At 63.3% G+C, this 16,437-nt stretch carries 12 protein-coding genes; 5 read left to right on the plus strand and 7 right to left on the minus strand.

The features are described 5' to 3' along the window. The 3 genes from VGL22_RS01075 to VGL22_RS01085 all read right to left on the minus strand — a co-directional run. On the minus strand, positions 1 to 809 hold an 809-nt coding region (locus tag VGL22_RS01075), incomplete at its 3' end, for an electron transfer flavoprotein subunit alpha/FixB family protein (RefSeq protein ID WP_465265021.1). Beyond that, positions 806 to 1,576 carry an electron transfer flavoprotein subunit beta/FixA family protein gene (locus VGL22_RS01080; RefSeq protein ID WP_465265022.1) on the minus strand — a complete coding sequence of 257 codons (771 nt, stop codon included), beginning with the start codon at positions 1,574 to 1,576 and terminating at the stop codon, positions 806 to 808. The genes VGL22_RS01075 and VGL22_RS01080, both read right to left, overlap by 4 nt. Positions 1,577 to 1,660: 84 nt before the next feature. Beyond that, positions 1,661 to 3,658, minus strand: a complete 1,998-nt coding sequence (locus VGL22_RS01085) for a (Fe-S)-binding protein (RefSeq protein WP_465265023.1) — start codon at positions 3,656 to 3,658, stop codon at positions 1,661 to 1,663. A gap of 242 nt (positions 3,659 to 3,900) precedes the next feature. Here VGL22_RS01085 and VGL22_RS01090 point away from each other — a divergent pair, with 242 nt between their 5' ends. From VGL22_RS01090 to VGL22_RS01105, 4 genes are read left to right on the plus strand one after another with little or no spacing between them, the layout of a single operon-like run. Beyond that, complete coding sequence (locus VGL22_RS01090; RefSeq protein ID WP_465265024.1) at positions 3,901 to 6,411, plus strand: SLBB domain-containing protein; 2,511 nt, start codon at positions 3,901 to 3,903, stop codon at positions 6,409 to 6,411. 2 nt (positions 6,412 to 6,413) lie between these two features. After that, positions 6,414 to 7,637, plus strand: a complete 1,224-nt coding sequence (locus VGL22_RS01095; RefSeq protein WP_465265025.1) for an O-antigen ligase family protein — start codon at positions 6,414 to 6,416, stop codon at positions 7,635 to 7,637. After that, complete coding sequence (murJ, locus tag VGL22_RS01100; RefSeq protein ID WP_465265026.1) at positions 7,634 to 9,004, plus strand: murein biosynthesis integral membrane protein MurJ; 1,371 nt, start codon at positions 7,634 to 7,636, stop codon at positions 9,002 to 9,004. Before VGL22_RS01095 ends, murJ begins: the two co-directional genes overlap by 4 nt. Continuing rightward, on the plus strand, positions 9,001 to 9,783 hold the full coding sequence (locus tag VGL22_RS01105) for a DUF2334 domain-containing protein (RefSeq protein WP_465265027.1): 783 nt from the start codon (positions 9,001 to 9,003) through the stop codon (positions 9,781 to 9,783). The genes murJ and VGL22_RS01105 overlap by 4 nt, the downstream gene beginning before the upstream one ends. On the opposite strand, the gene VGL22_RS01110 is transcribed toward VGL22_RS01105, so the two are convergent. Further along, positions 9,752 to 10,927, minus strand: coding sequence for a glycosyltransferase (locus VGL22_RS01110; RefSeq protein ID WP_465265028.1), 1,176 nt, complete (start codon positions 10,925 to 10,927; stop codon positions 9,752 to 9,754). The genes VGL22_RS01105 and VGL22_RS01110 overlap by 32 nt on opposite strands. Then, entirely contained in the window at positions 10,924 to 12,012 is a 1,089-nt protein-coding gene (locus VGL22_RS01115; RefSeq protein WP_465265029.1) for a glycosyltransferase, read from the minus strand. Before VGL22_RS01115 ends, VGL22_RS01110 begins: the two co-directional genes overlap by 4 nt. A 136-nt stretch (positions 12,013 to 12,148) precedes the next feature. Here VGL22_RS01115 and VGL22_RS01120 point away from each other — a divergent pair, with 136 nt between their 5' ends. After that, positions 12,149 to 13,387, plus strand: a complete 1,239-nt coding sequence (locus VGL22_RS01120; RefSeq protein ID WP_465265030.1) for a glycosyltransferase family 4 protein — start codon at positions 12,149 to 12,151, stop codon at positions 13,385 to 13,387. Here VGL22_RS01120 and VGL22_RS01125 read toward each other — a convergent pair. Next, entirely contained in the window at positions 13,359 to 14,867 is a 1,509-nt protein-coding gene (locus tag VGL22_RS01125) for an NADH-quinone oxidoreductase subunit N (protein ID WP_465265031.1), read from the minus strand. The two genes, VGL22_RS01120 and VGL22_RS01125, sit on opposite strands and share 29 nt — an antisense overlap. Continuing rightward, on the minus strand, positions 14,867 to 16,435 hold the full coding sequence (locus VGL22_RS01130) for a complex I subunit 4 family protein (protein ID WP_465265032.1): 1,569 nt from the start codon (positions 16,433 to 16,435) through the stop codon (positions 14,867 to 14,869). The genes VGL22_RS01125 and VGL22_RS01130 overlap by 1 nt, the downstream gene beginning before the upstream one ends. Positions 16,436 to 16,437 lie beyond the last annotated feature (2 nt).

Below are 16,437 nucleotides of genomic sequence, written 5' to 3' on the forward strand. Positions count from 1 at the left end.
CCGGAGATGCCCACCGCGAGATACAGTTTGGGGGAGACGGTCTGGCCGGAGCTGCCGACCTGGCGCTCCATGGGGAGCCAGCCGTTGTCGCAGATGGGGCGCGAGGCGGCGAGTTCGGCTTCGAGGGCGGTGGCGAGTTCCTGGACGAGGGGGAGGTTGTCGGACTCCTTGATGCCGCGGCCGACGCTGACGATGCGCTGTGCGGAGCCGAGATCGACGGTTTGCGCGGAGCCGCGGAAGGGGGCGCCAGGTTTGGTGCGGATCTGCCCGGCTTCGATCTGCGGTTCAAACTGAGCGACCTCGCATTCCTCGACCGCGGTTGCGTCGGCTCTGAAGGCTCCAGCCTGTACGGAGATGAGGCACGGGCCGTTGCCGGCATGCCGGTAATTGCCATTCAGGCGGCCCTGCATGAGCTGGCGGGTGAAGACGGGGCCATCGCTAAGGGCGACGACGTCGCTGACGAGCACCTGGCCCAATCTGGCGGCCAGGGCGGGGGCGAAGTCGCGCACCTGGTAGGTGTGGGGAAACACCACGTACGAAGGCTGCTCCTGCTGGATGAGCTGGTGCAGGGCGATGGTGTATGCATCGGACGTGTAGGGCGCCAGCAAGGGGTGGTGGACGCGGATCACTTTGTCGATCCCCTTGGTCGCGGCCTCCGCCAGTTGCATATCAACGGCTGCGCCCAGCACGACGGCAACGATTGCCTGTTGGCGCTGCTGGAAGATCTGCCTGGCGGCGGCCAGAGCTTCCCAACTGACGCGGCTGACGCGTCCGTCGCGTTCTTCAAGAATGACAAAGATTCCGCTCATAGTACGCGCGCCTCGAACTTCAGTTTTTCGACCAGTGTGGCGGCGGCCTGTCTGGGGTCGCCCTCGATGATCTGCGTGGACTTTTGCTTTTGCGGCATGGCAATGTTTTCGAGCGCGGCGAGAGCCGGCGATGCGGGGCCGAGATCTTCGCAGCCGACCACGCGCATCTCCTTGCTCTTGGCCTTTTTGATGCCCATGAGCGTGGCGTAGCGGAGCTTGTTGCCGCCGGACTGAATGGTGAGGACGGCGGGGAGGGGCAGATCGATCTCCTGGAACCAGCCGGCTTCGAGCTCGCGCTTGACCTTCAGGCCGCTGTCGGTTTTTTCGACGGTGAGGATGAGCGAGGCGTGGGGAGTGCCGAGGAGTTCGGCGAGGATGACGCCGGTCTGGCCGTAGCCGAGGTCGTCGGACTGAAGGCCGGTGAGGACCAGGTCGGGGCTCTCAGGCTTGAGGGCTTCGGCCAGGAGCTTGGCGACCGAGAGAGCATCGCGCTCGGCGAGGTTATTGCAGTCGACGTGGATGGCGCGATCAGCGCCCTTGGCGAGGGCTTCGCGGATGGTGGTGCCCACGCGCTCGGGACCGGCCGAGAGGACGACCACTTCGCCGCCGTTCTTTTCTTTCAGTTGAAGCGCTTCTTCGAGGGCGTAGGCGTCCGACTCGTTCATGGCGTATTGCACGTCGGACTCTTCGATCCATTTGGATGAGGCGTCGATGCGGACTTGCGCGTCGCGTTCGGGGACTTGTTTGATGGCTACTATGATTTTCATAAGGTTACCTTCGGTTTGATCATCTCGTTTGAAAAGCAACCGCAGATCCTTCGACTCCGCTGCGCTCCGCTCAGGATGACAGTTTCATTTGGATGGTACCGGTAGGTTGCGGGCGATGAGTTGTGCGACGTCGAGCAACTGCGGTGCGGTCCCGTCCATTTCGCCGAGGGCATCGCGGAACATGGAGTTGCAGAACGGGCAGGCGGTGCCGATGGTTTGCGCGCCGGTTGCGACTAGTTCTTTGGCGCGGGTGTGGCTGATGCGGTCGCCGGTTTCTTCGCCGAGGAAGACGAGGCCGCCGCCCGCGCCGCAGCAGAAGCTGCGCTCTTTATGGCGCGGTGCTTCGACGAGTTGGCCGGTGAGTTGAACGAGCTGGCGGGGTTGGTCGTAGACGTCGCGATAGCGGCCGAGATAGCAGGGGTCGTGATAGACGATGGTTTCGGGTTTTGCAGGCGCTGAAGCCCCATTTTTGTGTGGGCCGTTTTCGGCATGACTGAAGTCGTGCCCTGTTACGAGGCCGTCTTCCGGGATTCCCTTTGCTGGGCCAGCTGAGTTGTGCCCTTTCAAGGCGGGCAGGCGGTCGGCGAAGCGGGCCATGAACTCGGTGTGATGCTCGATCTCCGGGGGGGTGCCGTATGCTTTCCAGTCCTCCTGGATGGTGCGGACGCAGTGGGGGCAGATGGAGACGAGCTTCTTGACTTTGTTCTGGGCGAGGTTCTTGAGGTTGTCTTCAGCGAGGGTCTGGAACACGAGGTCGTTGCCGAGGCGGCGGACGGGGTCGCCCGTGCACTTTTCTTTCTTGAGCACGCCGTAGCTCGCGCCGAGGTAGTTCATGACCTGCGCAAAGGCGGTGACGATCTCGCGGCCTTTGGGGTCGTAGGCGCCCATGCAGCCGAGCCAGAGACAGTATTCCTGTGTGCCGTCGAAGAGGGGGAACTGCTGCTTCTGGATGAATTTGTCGCGCTCGAGGGCGCTGATGCCGAGGGCGTTGCTGCCGCGTTCGAGTTGGTTGAACAGCTTGGCGCCGTAGTCATCCTCCCACGTGCCGGTGTTCACTGCGCCGCGGCGGAGGCCAACCATGATGGGGAGGTGCTCGATGCCGACGGGGCACTGGAACTCGCAAGCGCCGCAGGTGGTGCACTGGAAGACGGCGGTCTGGGAGTTGTAATTGCCGAGCAGCGTCTCCTCGGAAGCGGGGCCGGGCCCGTTGAGATAAGCGCGCACGCCGAGGATGATTTCTTTGGGGTTGAGCTCCTTGCCGGTGTTGGTAGCGGGGCAGTGCTCGCTGCAGCGGCCGCACTCGACGCAACTATAGGCCTGCAGGCTGACGAGCTGGGTGAGGTCTTTGCCGGTAACGAGGCCAAAGTCTTCATCGCCGACGAGCGGGGGGATTTTGCTGAACCCGCCGCGTGACAGGAAGATGGTGGCCGGGCTGAGGACCAGGTGCAGGTGTTTGGTGTGGGGAATGATGGGTAGAAAGGCGAGCAGGGTAAGGGTATGAATCCACCAGAGGGCGCGGGCGGCGGGGTCGGTGTCCGTGACGAAGAAGGACGCGAGGTAGCTCGCCATGAGCAGGAAGATCAAGCCCGCGATGATGCCGGATTCGTAGGAGACCTTTTTGCCGAGCCAGCGGGGGCGCACGAAAAAGCGCCGCACGAAGAGGGAGAAGATGCCGGCGGCGCAGGCGATGGCGAAGGCAGCGGCCAGGTAGAAGTAGAAGCGGCCGAAGAGGCCGGCGGGGGAGAGGAAGCCGAAGCCCAGGCCGACGGCGGCGTGGTTGAGGGTGACGAGGGCGAAGGCGAGGAATCCCCAGAAGACGAAGGCGTGGGCCAGGCCGGGGAGGGGGCGCTGCTGGATGACCTTGGATTGGCAGATGACTTCAGCGAAGAAGTCCCAGACGCGGCGGCCGAGGGGGGCGAGGTGAAAATCGGGGTCCTTGCGGGAGGCGAGAATGCGCTTGAGGATGGGGGCGAATCGGCCGAAGAAGAGGGCCAGGGAGGCTGCGGCCAGCAGCAGGAAAACGACTTTCTCGATGACGGAGAAGTGCTGTGGTTCAGCCAGCGTGGCGTGCAAAGGGATCATAACCAAACCCCCTCAAGATACACGATGACCCCTGTGGGCGTCGTGAAGGGGCGGGGCGGCGGGGAGTCTGTTCTGGCGGGAAAAGAACAGATGGTTGCCGTGACGTGAGTACCGTGATGTACCTCACAAACAACTGCACTGTTTCCCGTTCACACTGCAAGTGGTACCCCGGCAGCACCAATTTGGGAATCGCAGGCACAGGTGCACACGCCGATGGACTCTTTTGCCCAGAGGTTTCTGCGTTGGCTGACGCACCCGCAGTGAATCAAGTCTCTGATCCTCGCGCAGCCGAAGGGCTGCAGGCTCAGGCGGCGGGGCGTCTCTCGTATTTGTCTCTGAACACGTCGGCGCGCGCACTGGTGGAGCATTGGCGGGTGTTTCTGGGCGTTCTGGGAGGCGTGCTGCTGGCGTGCGTGCTCTATTGCCTGGTGGCGCCAAGGCAATACGAAGCGAGGGCCCGGGTGGCCTGGCGCGCCGCGGAAATCAGTTCGCTGAATCTGGAGGCTCCGGAGGGGGCGCGGGCGGTTTCACTGGCTGCGGGCGAAGCGCAGGTGGAAACGCTGGCGAACGTTCTGCGCAGTGATCAGCTTGCGTGGCGGGTGATTCTGGCCAAGCGGCTGTACCAGTCTCCGGGATTTGCGAACGGGATGCCGCCGCGGGATGCAGGTTTTCGGCCGGAAGCGCCCAATCCCGCGGCACAGGCGTATCTGCTGGAGCGATTCCAGAAGTCTTTGTCGATCCGCACGGTTCCGCGCACGGTGCTTATTGAGCTGAGGTTCCGATCGAGGGATCCGGGGCTGTCGGCTGCGGTGCTCAACGAGCTGGTGCGCGCGTTTCAGGATCAGGAGGCGGAGACGCGGATTCTGGCCACGGCGCAGGCTACGGGATGGCTGAGCGGGCAATTGGCCGAGCTGAAGACCAAGGCTGACGGGGAGCAGGAGCAACTCGCGGTTTTCCAGACACAGCATGGATTGCTGATCACGCCTGAGACGCAGAACGGGCAGTCGGGCGTCGGAGAGCATCTGACTGCGCTTCTGCAAGCAGACGAGGTGAGCCGGGAACTGGTGGCGGCCAGCTCTGAACGCATGATGCGCGAGGCCGAGTTTCGTGCTGCGTCCGAGGGCGATCCGGAACTGGTGCTGGGATCGAGTCCGCGGCTGCAGACCGAGAGCGGCGGGTTGTCGATGGCGGTGATCCGGCAGATCCACCAGCGGCGCAGCGAACTGGAGCAGGAACGCGCGCAGCTATCCGCGGAGCACGGGCCGAATTTTCCCCGGGTGGTGGAGATCCGGCAGCTTCTTGAGGATCTTGCCCGCCAGCAGAAGGCGGAGGACGCCAAATTGCTTGAGCGGTTCAGGAGCGCTTTCCAGACCGCTGCTGACCGTGAGCAGATGGTGCGCAAACGGTTGATGGAACTCACCGGGGAGGGACAGCAGATGTCCGCGGCAGCCGCGCAGTACGAGGGCATGCGGCGTGAAGCACAGGCGAGCCGGGAGCTTTATGTGCGCATGCTGGGCAAGGTGGAAGAGGCGGGTCTGGCGGCGGGCGTGCACACGCCGGACCTGTGGCTGGTTGATCCCGCGCACACGCCGGCAAGGCCCACCGCGCCGAATGTGCCGCTGTTCCTGGCGATTGCGCTGTTTGCGGGGGTGTGGATGGCGGCCGTCGCTGTATACCTGGTGCGGATTTTGCGGCCGGTGCGCGTGAGAGGAGCGGCGACCGTGCTCCTGCTGGTGACGATGGCGGTGGCGCTGAACGCGCAGGCGCCCACGCCGAACACGTCCGGACTGCCTACCGGCGTGGTGAAGATTCCTCCGGCGAAGGACACCAAAAACTATCCGAATCCGAAGGAAGCGCCGCCGGTGTGGAATGCGCCTGCCGAGACGGCGCTTGCGGGTGCGGTTCCAATGGCGCCGATGGCGGGGCCGATTGTAGCCGGCGAGATTCTGGATGTGGCGGAGTATCACACCCAGGAGTTCCGCTCCAGCGTACGCGTTTCCGAGGCGGGGACCGTGATGCTGCCGATGGTTGGAGCCGTCAAGGTGGCGGGGCTTGACGAGTCGGCCGCGGCCCTTGCGATCGCGCATGCACTGGTCGCCCAAGGCATGCTGCTGCATCCGCAGGTCACGGTGATGGTGACCGCGTATGTGGGCCAGGACGTTACGGTGCTGGGAGAGGTGGGGCGTCCCGGAGTCTATCCCTATGGGCCTCATCATCGGCTGCTCGATCTGATTTCTGCCGCTTCCGGGATCAACGTGACTGCCGGCGGGCTGGTGGATATCACGCATCGCGATCGGCCAGGCGATCCGCAGATGCTCACGCTGGATTTCAACCAGCCGGGAAACGAACAGCAGAACCCCGAACTGTGGCCGGGCGATCTGGTGCACGTGAGCCGTGCGGGACTGGTGTACGTGGTGGGAGATGTGAATCGTCCGGGTGGCTTTACCCTCGACCCGGCACAGCACACCACGGTGCTTCAGGCGTTGTCGCTGGCGTGGGGACCGTCGCAGAATGCCAATCTCGGCAAGGCGGTGTTGATTCATGCGCGCGACGATGGACGCACGGTGACCACGTTGAATCTGAAGCGCATGCTGCGCGGTGAAGATCCCGATCTACCGGTGGGCGAGCGCGACATTCTCTTTGTTCCCGATTCCATGGCGCGCAATCTGTGGAACCGCACATTGGAGTCGGCGGTGCAGTCGGCGGCGGGCGTGAGTATTTACGCGGGTATGGTTTACTCGCAGAGGTTTTAAGCATGCGCCGCGCGGCCTGGGTGCTGCTGCTGGTGGTCGCGTTCGCGATCCCGTGGGAGTACTCGCTGGACTTTGGGGAGCCGTTCGGGAATGTCGCGCGGGTTGCCGTGATTGGCGTGTTGCTGGCGCTGATTCCGGCCATTCTGAACGAGGGAAGGCTGCGCATGCCCGGGGCTTTACCGGTGCTGGGCGTGATGCTGCTGGTGTGGTTTTGCCTGTCGTGCTTCTGGACCGTGGATATGGACGAGTCGCTGAGGCAGCTTCGCGGATATTTCCAGGAGATCGTCATCGTGTGGCTGGTTTGGGAGCTGGTCGACAGTCTCAGGGACCTCCGCTGGCTTTTGCGCTCTTATGTTGCCGGAGCAGCTGTTCTCGCTGTGCTTACCGTGTTGAACTTTGTTTCCGCAGCTCGCACCGGGCAGGTGCGGTTTGTGGCCGAGGGGCACGATCCCAACGACGTGGCGCGGCTTCTCGATCTGGCGTTCCCATTGACCGCGCTGCTGGTGGGCAGCGAATCGGGATGGCCGAGAAAGCTTGTGACTGGTGCGTACTTTCCGCTGGGAATGCTGGGAATACTGTTGACGGGATCGCGCTCGGGCCTGGTTTCGGCGACGATTGCGCTGTGCGCATGCGCGGCGCTGCTGTTCTATAACAATCGCCGTGCATTCTTCGCCGGGCTTTTCGCGCTGCCGGTACTTCTGGCCAGTGCGTGGGTCATTGTTCCGCTGCAGACGTTTGTGCGTCTTGCTACGCTTCCGAGCGAACTGATGGGCGGGGACCTCAATCAGCGTTCCGAGATCTGGGCAGCGGGGTGGCAGGCTTTTGTGAGAGCGCCTTTCTGCGGATACGGGGTGGGATCTTTTGTGGCGGCGGCCGGCGTGGCGCCCATCGATACCGCACATAACACAATGCTGGTTCTGGTGGTGGAAGGCGGAGTGATCGCGCTGCTGATCGGCTCGCTCCTGGCGGTCTTCGCAGTCGCTCTGGTGCTGCAGCTTCGCGGTTCGGTGCGGATCGCGCTGGGAGCGGCCCTCCTGGTATGGATGGTGAGCTCGCTGGTGGGCACTGTGCAGGAGAACCGGGCAACGTGGCTGCTGCTGGGCATCCTCGCGGTGGCCGCGCGCCTGCTTGGGGAGGATGCCGCGGTGGCCAGCGCGGCCGGCCGGCGCGACTCGCGCCTGGCGCGTACGACGTTTGCGCCGCCCGTTGCACGGGAGAGCGTGTGAGCGTCGACATCGATACGGCGGGAACGATTCCGATTGGGGCAGCGCCGGCGAGCGCCGAACGCCGCATCGTGCGCGCAGCGCTCACGGTTACTGCGGCGGGCGTGGTGGTCAAGCTCGCGGCCACCACAAAAGAGATGGTGGTGGCCGGCTTGTACGGCCGCTCGGACGCGATGGATGCGTTCCTGGCCGCATTCCTCATCCCCAATCTGCTGATCAACCTGGTGGCGGAGTCGATGAATCAAGCGCTGATTCCCACGTTGATCCGGGTTCGTCTGCAACAGGGACACGCGCGTGCGCAGCAGTTGTTATCAAGTTCCCTGCTGGTGACGTCGGGAATGCTTGTCGCGGCGAGCATAGCCATGGCAGTGGGCGCGCGTGTTGTGTTTCCGCTGATCGGCTCGGGCTTTTCGGCGGGGAAGCTCGATCTGGCTGTGCACCTTTTTTATGCACTTCTTCCATGCGTGGTGCTGGGGGGAATTACCTCCAACTGCACTGCCGTACTGAATACCCAGGGGCGGTTTGCATGGCCGGCATTGACGCCGCTATTGGTGTCGGTTTGCGTGATGGCGACGGCGCTCGCAGGGAAGGGCTCGCTGGGCATCTGGGCATTGACGATCGGAACGGCAGGTGGAACTCTGCTGCAAGCTGTTTTCGTCGCGGCGGGTATGGAGGCGGGAGGCTACGCGTTCCGGCTGCGCTGGTCTGGAGGCGATGAAGCGACGCGCGAAGTGGCGCACCAGTTTGGCCCGGTGCTGCTGAGCTCGGTGGTTGCGTCGAGCGGTCTGCTGGTGGACCAGGCGATGGCCGCGATGCTGCCGGCGGGAAGCGTCTCCGCGCTGGTGTTTGCCGGCCGGTTTGTGGGTGTCGCCGTAACGCTGCTGGCAGGTTCGATCGCGACGGCGGTTGCGCCGCACTTCTCGGAATTGGCAGCACGCGGGGACTGGCAGGCATGCCGCGCTTCGGTTCGCGCATGGACCATTCGCGCCACGGTGATATCTGTGCCAATTGCGGTGGTGCTGATCGCGGGCGCGGGTCCGCTGGTGCGCATCACCCTGCAGCATGGAGCGTTTGCGGCGCGCGACACGCGCGTGGTGGCGCCTACGCTGGCAATGTACGCGGTGCAGATTCCTTTCTTCGTGGTGAGCCGGGTGTTCTATCGGCTCGTGATCGCAATGCGGCGCACCGATCTGGTGTTCTACTGCGGCGGAATTAACCTGGCGCTCGATATCGTGTTCAACATTGTGCTGATGCGCTGGATGGGGGTGGCTGGTATTGCGCTGTCTACTTCGCTGTGGTGTGTGAGCACGTTTCTTCTGCTGTGTTTCTGGTCGCGCAGGCTGCTGGCCGCGGCGGAGGCTGCCGCGTGAGGGGGGCGCGCGTTTGCAAGCCTGCCCAGTACCTGCTGCGCGTGGACGACCTGTGTCCGACGGTGCACAGGGAACGGTGGGAGAGATTGCGTGCGCTGATCGAGGAGTTCGGATTACGGCCGATTCTCGCCGTTGTACCGGCGAATGAGGATCGTGAACTGGACGCCTCCCCTGCGGACCAAACGTTCTGGAGACAGATGCGGGCGCTGCAGGGCGCGGGCGCTGCGATCGCCTTGCATGGGTTCAGTCACACCTGTTCCGCATCCGGGCGAAGTCTGGTGCCTGTGCATCGCACGTCCGAGTTTGCTGGAATTTCGTTTGAACGGCAGCGGGAGAGGATTGCCTGCGGGATGGCTATTCTGCGCGGGCATGGACTGGACGCAAGGCTTTTTGTGGCGCCCCGGCACGGGTTCGACAACAACACTTTGCGGGCATTGCAGGAAGAGGGGATTGGCTTGCTGTCAGACGGGTTTACGCGCGTGCCGTTTGTCCGCGGAGGCCTTACGTGGATTCCGATGCAGTTGTGGGCACCTGTTCCGCGGAGCAGCGGAGTGTGGACCATCTGCGTTCATCCGAATACGCTGCACGACGCGCAGATCGCGGAGCTGCGCACCTTTCTCAGATCCTGCGCTGGCCAGTTTACATCGGTGGATCGAGTGCTTGCGGAATTTGATGACGCACCGCTCAGCCTGCGGGAGCGTGTGTACGCATTGGCGGCGATCACAAGGCTGAGAATGCGGCGTAGCCTCAGCCGTCGCCGAAGACAGGCCGAATATTGAGGCGAGGCCTTCTGCCCGCGAGCCGCCGCGGACGCGAGTTTGACTGCAATAGTTTGCGGTAAAGCGCGTCCCAGCGGTCCAGTACGGCTTCCAGGTTGAACAACTTCGTCACTCTCAACTGGGCTTCGAGCCCCATGGAGTGCCGTTTCTCAGGCGGCATCTGCATGAGCCGCAGCATCATTCTGCGCAAGCTTGTCGGGCTTTCCGACCGAGCGAGAAATCCGGTTGCCCGGTCCACCACGACTTCACGCGTCCCGGGCACGTTGGTCGCCACGCAGGGTACACCGCAGGCGGCCGCCTCAAGCAGGCTGACCGGCAATCCCTCCCAGAGCGAGGACAGAATGAATCCATCGGCAGCCTGCATCCATGGGCGGACATCCGGCTGGAAGCCGAGAAAATCAACGCGATCCTGTAATTCGAGAGCTTCCACCAGCCTGCGCAGAGGCGCTTCTTCGGAGCCGGAACCCGCGATCACCAGGCGTGCAGATTCTGCCAGCCCCATGAAGGCCAGGATCATGGCGGGGTAGTCTTTGACCGGCTCCAGGCGACCCGCTGTGAACCAGACGAACTCGTCCTTGACTCCGAGTTCGCGCCGCACGCGCGCACGCACCGTCTCATCCGGCTGCCATTGCTGCACATCGACTCCGTTAGGCAAGACGGTGAGGCGTTCAGGGCGAATCATTCCGGCGTGAACGCAGGCATCTGCCGCCGCCTGGCTGACCGCAGTGACGCGATCGGAGAGCCAGCCCGTAGCGCCATAGCCGAAGCGCCGTCCGGGCCTTCCTGTCGCCGACGTATGGACCGTGTCTATAACCACCCTCACGGGCGCCATGAGCCGGACGCCGCGCGCCATCCACGTTGCGTGCGGCAGATGCGAGTGCAGGATATCGGGGGTCTCGGTTCGGACCCAGTCGCGGAAGGTAGACCAGCCACGCGGGTCGGCGATTCCTTTGCGCATGTGCAGGGAGAGGAAGCCCACACCCATGCTCATCAAGTCGCGGGCCGCACGTCCGCCGCTGCCAGTCAGCGCAATGAGGCTGGTGTGCCATCCGCGGCGTGCCATGCCCTGCGCCAGCGTGATCACCTGCCGCTCCGCGCCGGCAACTTTGTCGATGCCGGGAATCAGAAATGCAACGTGGTTCAAAGCACAGGCTCCGCTATCCACTCGTCGAGAAAAGATTCGTAGGCTGCAATGGCGCGGTCGTGGCTGAAGGCATTTACCCAGTCGTGAGCGAACCGGGATTCCAGTTTCACGGTGTCTAGAGCGGCTTCGAGCGCGGCGGCGATCGCGTCCACTGAGATAGCGGGCGCGATCCAGACTCCCGGCTGCCCGCGCAGCAGATCGACGACTCCCTGCGAGGCGGGCGTGGCCACCAGCGGTAAACCAGCGGCGGCAGCCTCCAGCAAGGCATTGGGCAGGGCCTCATGCCGCGAGGAGAGAACGAACGCGGTGGCTCCGGGAAACCACGCGGCGGGAAGATCGACGTGACCGGTGAACCGCACTGCCGTGCGTACGCCAACAAGCCCTGCGGTCATCTCGAGCGCCGCTTTTTCGCGTCCTTCGCCTACGATGGTGAGATCCGCGGAAGGGAAACGGTTGCGCACCCGGGCAAAGGCTTGCAGGAGCAGATCAAAGCCTTTTTCAGGGGCGAGCCTGCCCACGGCGAGGAGATGCGGTCCTGGCCCCGTCCAGAGAGGCGGCGCGCTGCGGGTCAGGTTGCGAATTGCCAGCAGGTCGACTGGGTTTGGAAGCACGCGCAGCTTGGGTTTCATGCTCACCAGCCGTGCCAAATCCGAAGCCATTGCAGAGCTCTGGCATACTATCGCATCGGCGCGCGAATAGAGCTTGCGATACGCGCTCAGGCTTTCACCGGCCAGCACGCATCCGTTCTGGCGAACCAACACCCTGGTCTTACGTGGGAAAAGAGGCCGGAGCAGGAGCAGAAGCAGGTTCAGATGCGTCATGCCGGAAAGAATCACGTCCGGCTTGAGGTTGCGCACCAATCGCAGCAGCTTCCACCAGCCGGAGCGCACGCGTCGCGCGCCGATTCCATGCACGGTCACGTTGGGGGGGAGGGCAAATCCTGCGGCATCCGTTTGCGTAACGAGGCCAAGGTGCACCTGAAAGCGATTGGGATTGAGGCCTGCTGCCAGCAGTGCTACCACGCGCTCCGCTCCGCCGCCGCCGAGGTGCGGAATAACCAGCAGAATGATGGCCTGTTTGTTCATTTCGCCTGAGAGTTACCAGCGTACTGAACCTATTTCGCATATGCCTGTGACAGTGCTCACAAGTGCATTTTGTGCGGAGTTGATAGAGTTCCACTGATTCTTCTCATTCCCCAAAGAGGAACTTGGGAGCTTAAGCATGGGGAAGTTGGGCTCTGGCCCGCTGGATCAGCCGCTTGCTGTGGTAGGCATCACTCACCCGCAATCCTGCATTATTTTGCGGGGAAGGCTGCGGGCTTTGAAGGAAGCTGGATTTCGCGTGGTGCTCATCTGCAGTTCGGGCGCCATGGCCGACGATCTTGCCTCTCATGAGGGCGCCCTTTTCCTCTCGATTCCCATGCAGCGGACGATCGCTCCGCTGGCTGATATGGTTTCCGTTTTCCGGCTTTGGAGGGTGTTGCGGGAGCTTTCGCCGGCACTCACGGAGTTCAGCACGCCCAAGGCGGGCCTTCTGGGAAACATTGCTGCGTGGCTGTGCGGGGTTCCCGCCCGCGTGTATTTTCTGCGCGGTTTGCGCTTCGAAACGTCCCGGGGGCTGCAGCGGATCCTGCTGAAGGCGATGGAGCGGCTTGCCGCGGCGTGCGCGCATGTGGTTCTTTGCAACAGTGAAAGCCTGCGCCGGCAGGTGTGCTCGCTGGGGATTGCGCCCGAAGGCAAGCTGCGCGTGATTGGCTGCGGCAGCAGTAACGGGGTAGACACGGTACGCTTTGCGCCGGGGCCCGACAGGATGCGCCCCCAGCTTGGGATTACGGCGGAAGTGCCGGTGGTGGGCTATGTAGGACGCCTCACGCAGGACAAGGGGATTCCGGACCTTGTGGAAGCTTTCAATCAACTGCTGGCATTTCTTCCCCATACAAGACTGCTGCTGGTGGGCTGGTTCGACGAATCGGAAGATGCGCTCAGCGTGTTTCAGCGTGCGAAGATCGAGGCTCATCCGCGCATTGTGTGTACCGGATTTGTTCCCGACACTGCGCCCTACTATCGAGCCATGGATCTGCTGGTGTTGCCGACGTGGCGCGAGGGTTTCCCGAATGTTGCGCTGGAGGCGGCCGCGAGCGGGCTGCCGGTGATTACGACCCTGAGCACGGGTGCGCGGGACGCGGTTCTCTCCGGTGTGACGGGACTGCGGGTTCCACCTGGGGATGCTTTTACGTTGTCAGAAGCCATGCTGATTTTGCTGCAGCATCCGGGTCCGCGTCTGGCGATGGGGCGAGCGGCGCGCCACTGGGTGACGCAGCAATTCATGAAACGGCGGGTGCTGGGGAACACGACAACGTTTTACAAGCAGCTTTTGCGGGATGCGGAGGAGCGGGAGGCGGCACGCCAACCCGCTGCGATGGAATCTGAGGTCAAGGACGCGGCTGCTGTGGCTGATTGACTCCCTGGGTTGTCGTATCCACGCCCGGCACCTGCAGGGTGTGCGCGGCTGTTTCAGCCGCATGGAGAACTCCGTTCGGATTTATGCCGAGCCACAGCGTGGCTGCGGTGGTGAAGAGCAGCGAGGCTCCGACCGCGATGCCGAGCTGTGGGAGTGCGACTGGCCGCCGCGTCTCTTCTTCAGGCCGCTGCGCCGCAGTGAATGCCAGGCGCAGATAGTACGCCGCCGATACGCCGGAGTTGAGCAATCCGATGAGTGCGAGCACGATGGCGCCGCCGCCGACCGCCGCGGAGAAGGCATAGAACTTGCCGAAGAATCCGCTGGTGAACGGGATGCCCACGAGCGAGACCAGGAAGAAGATCAGCAGGATGCCGAGCAGGGGCGAGCGGTAGATGAGCCCGCGGAAGTCGTGCACCATGGGACGTTCTTCTTCGTAGCCTTCGGCCAGGGTGACGACGGCGAATACGCCTACGTTCATGGCCGCATAGGCCGCGGTGTAAAACGCTGCGGCGGCGATGCCGGTGTTGCCGAGGCCGGCGAAAGCTGCCAGCAGATAGCCCGCATGGGCAATGGACGAGTACGCCAGCATGCGCTTGACGTTCTGCTGCCGCAATGCGGCCAGGTTGCCGATGGTCATGGAGGCCACGGCGACGATCCACAGGAGCGGCTGCCAGACGTTGCGCAGCGTGGGCAGCATCTCGTAGGTCACGCGCAGCAGAAGCGCGAAGATGCCGGCCTTGGGCGCGGTGGATAGCAGTGCGACGACCGGCGAGGGCGCGCCTTCGTAAGCGTCGGGCGTCCACACGTGAAAGGGCGCTGCCGATACCTTGAACAGCATGCCGATCATCATCATCATGAGCGCCATGATGACAAACCCGCGATTGTCCACGCCGGGCACGATGCGGGCGATCTCGTAAATCTGTGTGGTGCCGGTGGCGCCGAAGATGAGCGCGATGCCGTAGAGGAGAAACGCCGTGGCAAAGGATCCCAGGAGGAAGTACTTGATGGCTGCTTCCGGTCCCTGCCCGGTTTGTTTGCGATAGCCGGCGAGGATGTAAGTGGAGATGGACGAGATTTCCAGTGCGATGAAGACGACCAGCAGTTCGACGGCGCTGGTGAGCAGGCACATGCCGACGGAGCCAAAGACCATCAGCGCGTAATACTCGCCCTGGTGGTGCGAGTCTTCCGGCAGCGTGTCCATGGAGAGCAGGATGGCGACCAGAACGATGCCGCAGATCAGGACGTGGAAGAACACGGTGAAGGGGCTGGTCTCTACGGCTCCGAAGAAGCCGGTCCCCGTGCCCAGGTTCAGTTGCCAGACGCTGGCCCACAGGGCGATGGTGGTGCCGAGCGCGCCAAGCCAGCCCAGGGGTCGGCGGTGCATGCCGACGGGAATGCTGGCGTCGATCAGCATGATCAGGATGCCGGTGATCGTCAGGATGATCTCAGGCAATATGCGAAGGCTGTCCTGTGCGTTCATTACTTTGCCTCCGCGGCGGTGCTTGTCAAAACGATTCGAGCAGTAGGCGGACCGCTGGGGGTAAGCGGCTGCTGAATGGTGAGCGGCCCCTCGAAATGCTCGATTGCATTCAGCCACTTGTTGGGTTGCACGCCCATGACCAGCATCAGCACGGCAAGAGGCACCAGCGCGACCCACTCATGGATATGGAGGTCGAGGACTGGTTCGGCGGCGGCCAGTGGGCTTTCGGGTCCGTAAAAGATGCGCTGCACGAGCGAGAGTACATACGCGGCGCCGAGGATCACGGTGAGCGTGGCCACAATGGCCCAGCCCTTGCTGACCCCGGTGAATGTGCCGGAGAGGATGAGGAATTCGCCGACAAAGCCGTTCATCAGCGGAAGCCCCGCCATGGCGAGGCCGGTGATGACGAAGAAGGTTGCAGTGCGGGGAAGCCGGGCCGCGACTCCGCCGTAGCTGGCGATCTGGCTGGTGTGGTAGCGGGTGTCGAGCACGCCGAGCAACACAAAGAGAGCGCCTTCGATGACGCCTTCATTGAGCGTCTGGAAGACGGCGCCATCGCGGCCGGCCAGAGTGAAGCCGTAAACGCCAAGCGTGATGAGGCTGAAGTGGCTGACAGTGGCGAAGGCGATGAGCTTCCAGAAGTCGCGCTGCACGAGGGCGAGGCAGGCGCCGTAGATCACACCGATCACGGTCAATGCGATCAGAGTGGGGGCCATCGCCTTGGCCTGGGTTGGAAAGAGGCCAACGTGAAAGCGGATCATCGAGTAGAGGCCGAGCTTGCCGGCGATCACCATGGAGAGGGCGACCGGCGCTTCGCTGAAGCTGTCGGCAAGCCAGCCGTGCAGCGGGAAGACCGGGACCTTGACGGCGAAGGCGACGAGGAACGCCAGGGCTACCCAGAACATGGCTGTGCCCGAGTAGGTTGAACTGGCGAGGATCACGCGCAAATCCGTGAAGCTGAACGTGCCGGTCTTCACGTAGAGCCAGAGGATGGCCACCAGCAGCGGCGCCGAGGGAATGAACGTGAAGAGGAAGAACTTGGTGGCGGCGGCGGGGCCGTTCTTGCGCCCGTACATGGCGATGAGCACGGCCATGGGGACGAGCGTGAGCTCCCAGAACCCGTAGTAGACCATGAGGTCAAGGGCGATGAAGACGCCGAACATGGCGGTCTGCTGCACCATGAAGAGCGAGTAGAAAACCTTCTTGCGCTCCTTGATGGCGTTCCAGCTTGCCAGCACGCCGACCGGGCCGAGGAGGCCGCTCAGAACGACCAGCCACATGCTGAGGCCGTCGACGCCTACATGGTACGCAATGCCGGAGAAGTGCGCGCCGGCTTCGGCCGATCCGTTGAGATCGATCCACGGCCGGTTCACTTCAAATTGAAATCCAGGCTGACCGGGGATGAAGTGCGCGGGCAGATGCAGCGTGAGCCCGAACGTGAGGAGTGTAGTGATCAGGCCGACCCACGCGGCCAGCTTGCCGCGATCGGGCAGGAGGGCAATCAGGATCGCGCCGGCGATGGGGACCAGAAGGATCCACGTGAGAATCGAGTTATTGATCGCGTCCATGG

The organism is Occallatibacter sp., assembly GCF_036502485.1.
Classification (GTDB): Bacteria; Acidobacteriota; Terriglobia; order Terriglobales; family Acidobacteriaceae; genus Telmatobacter.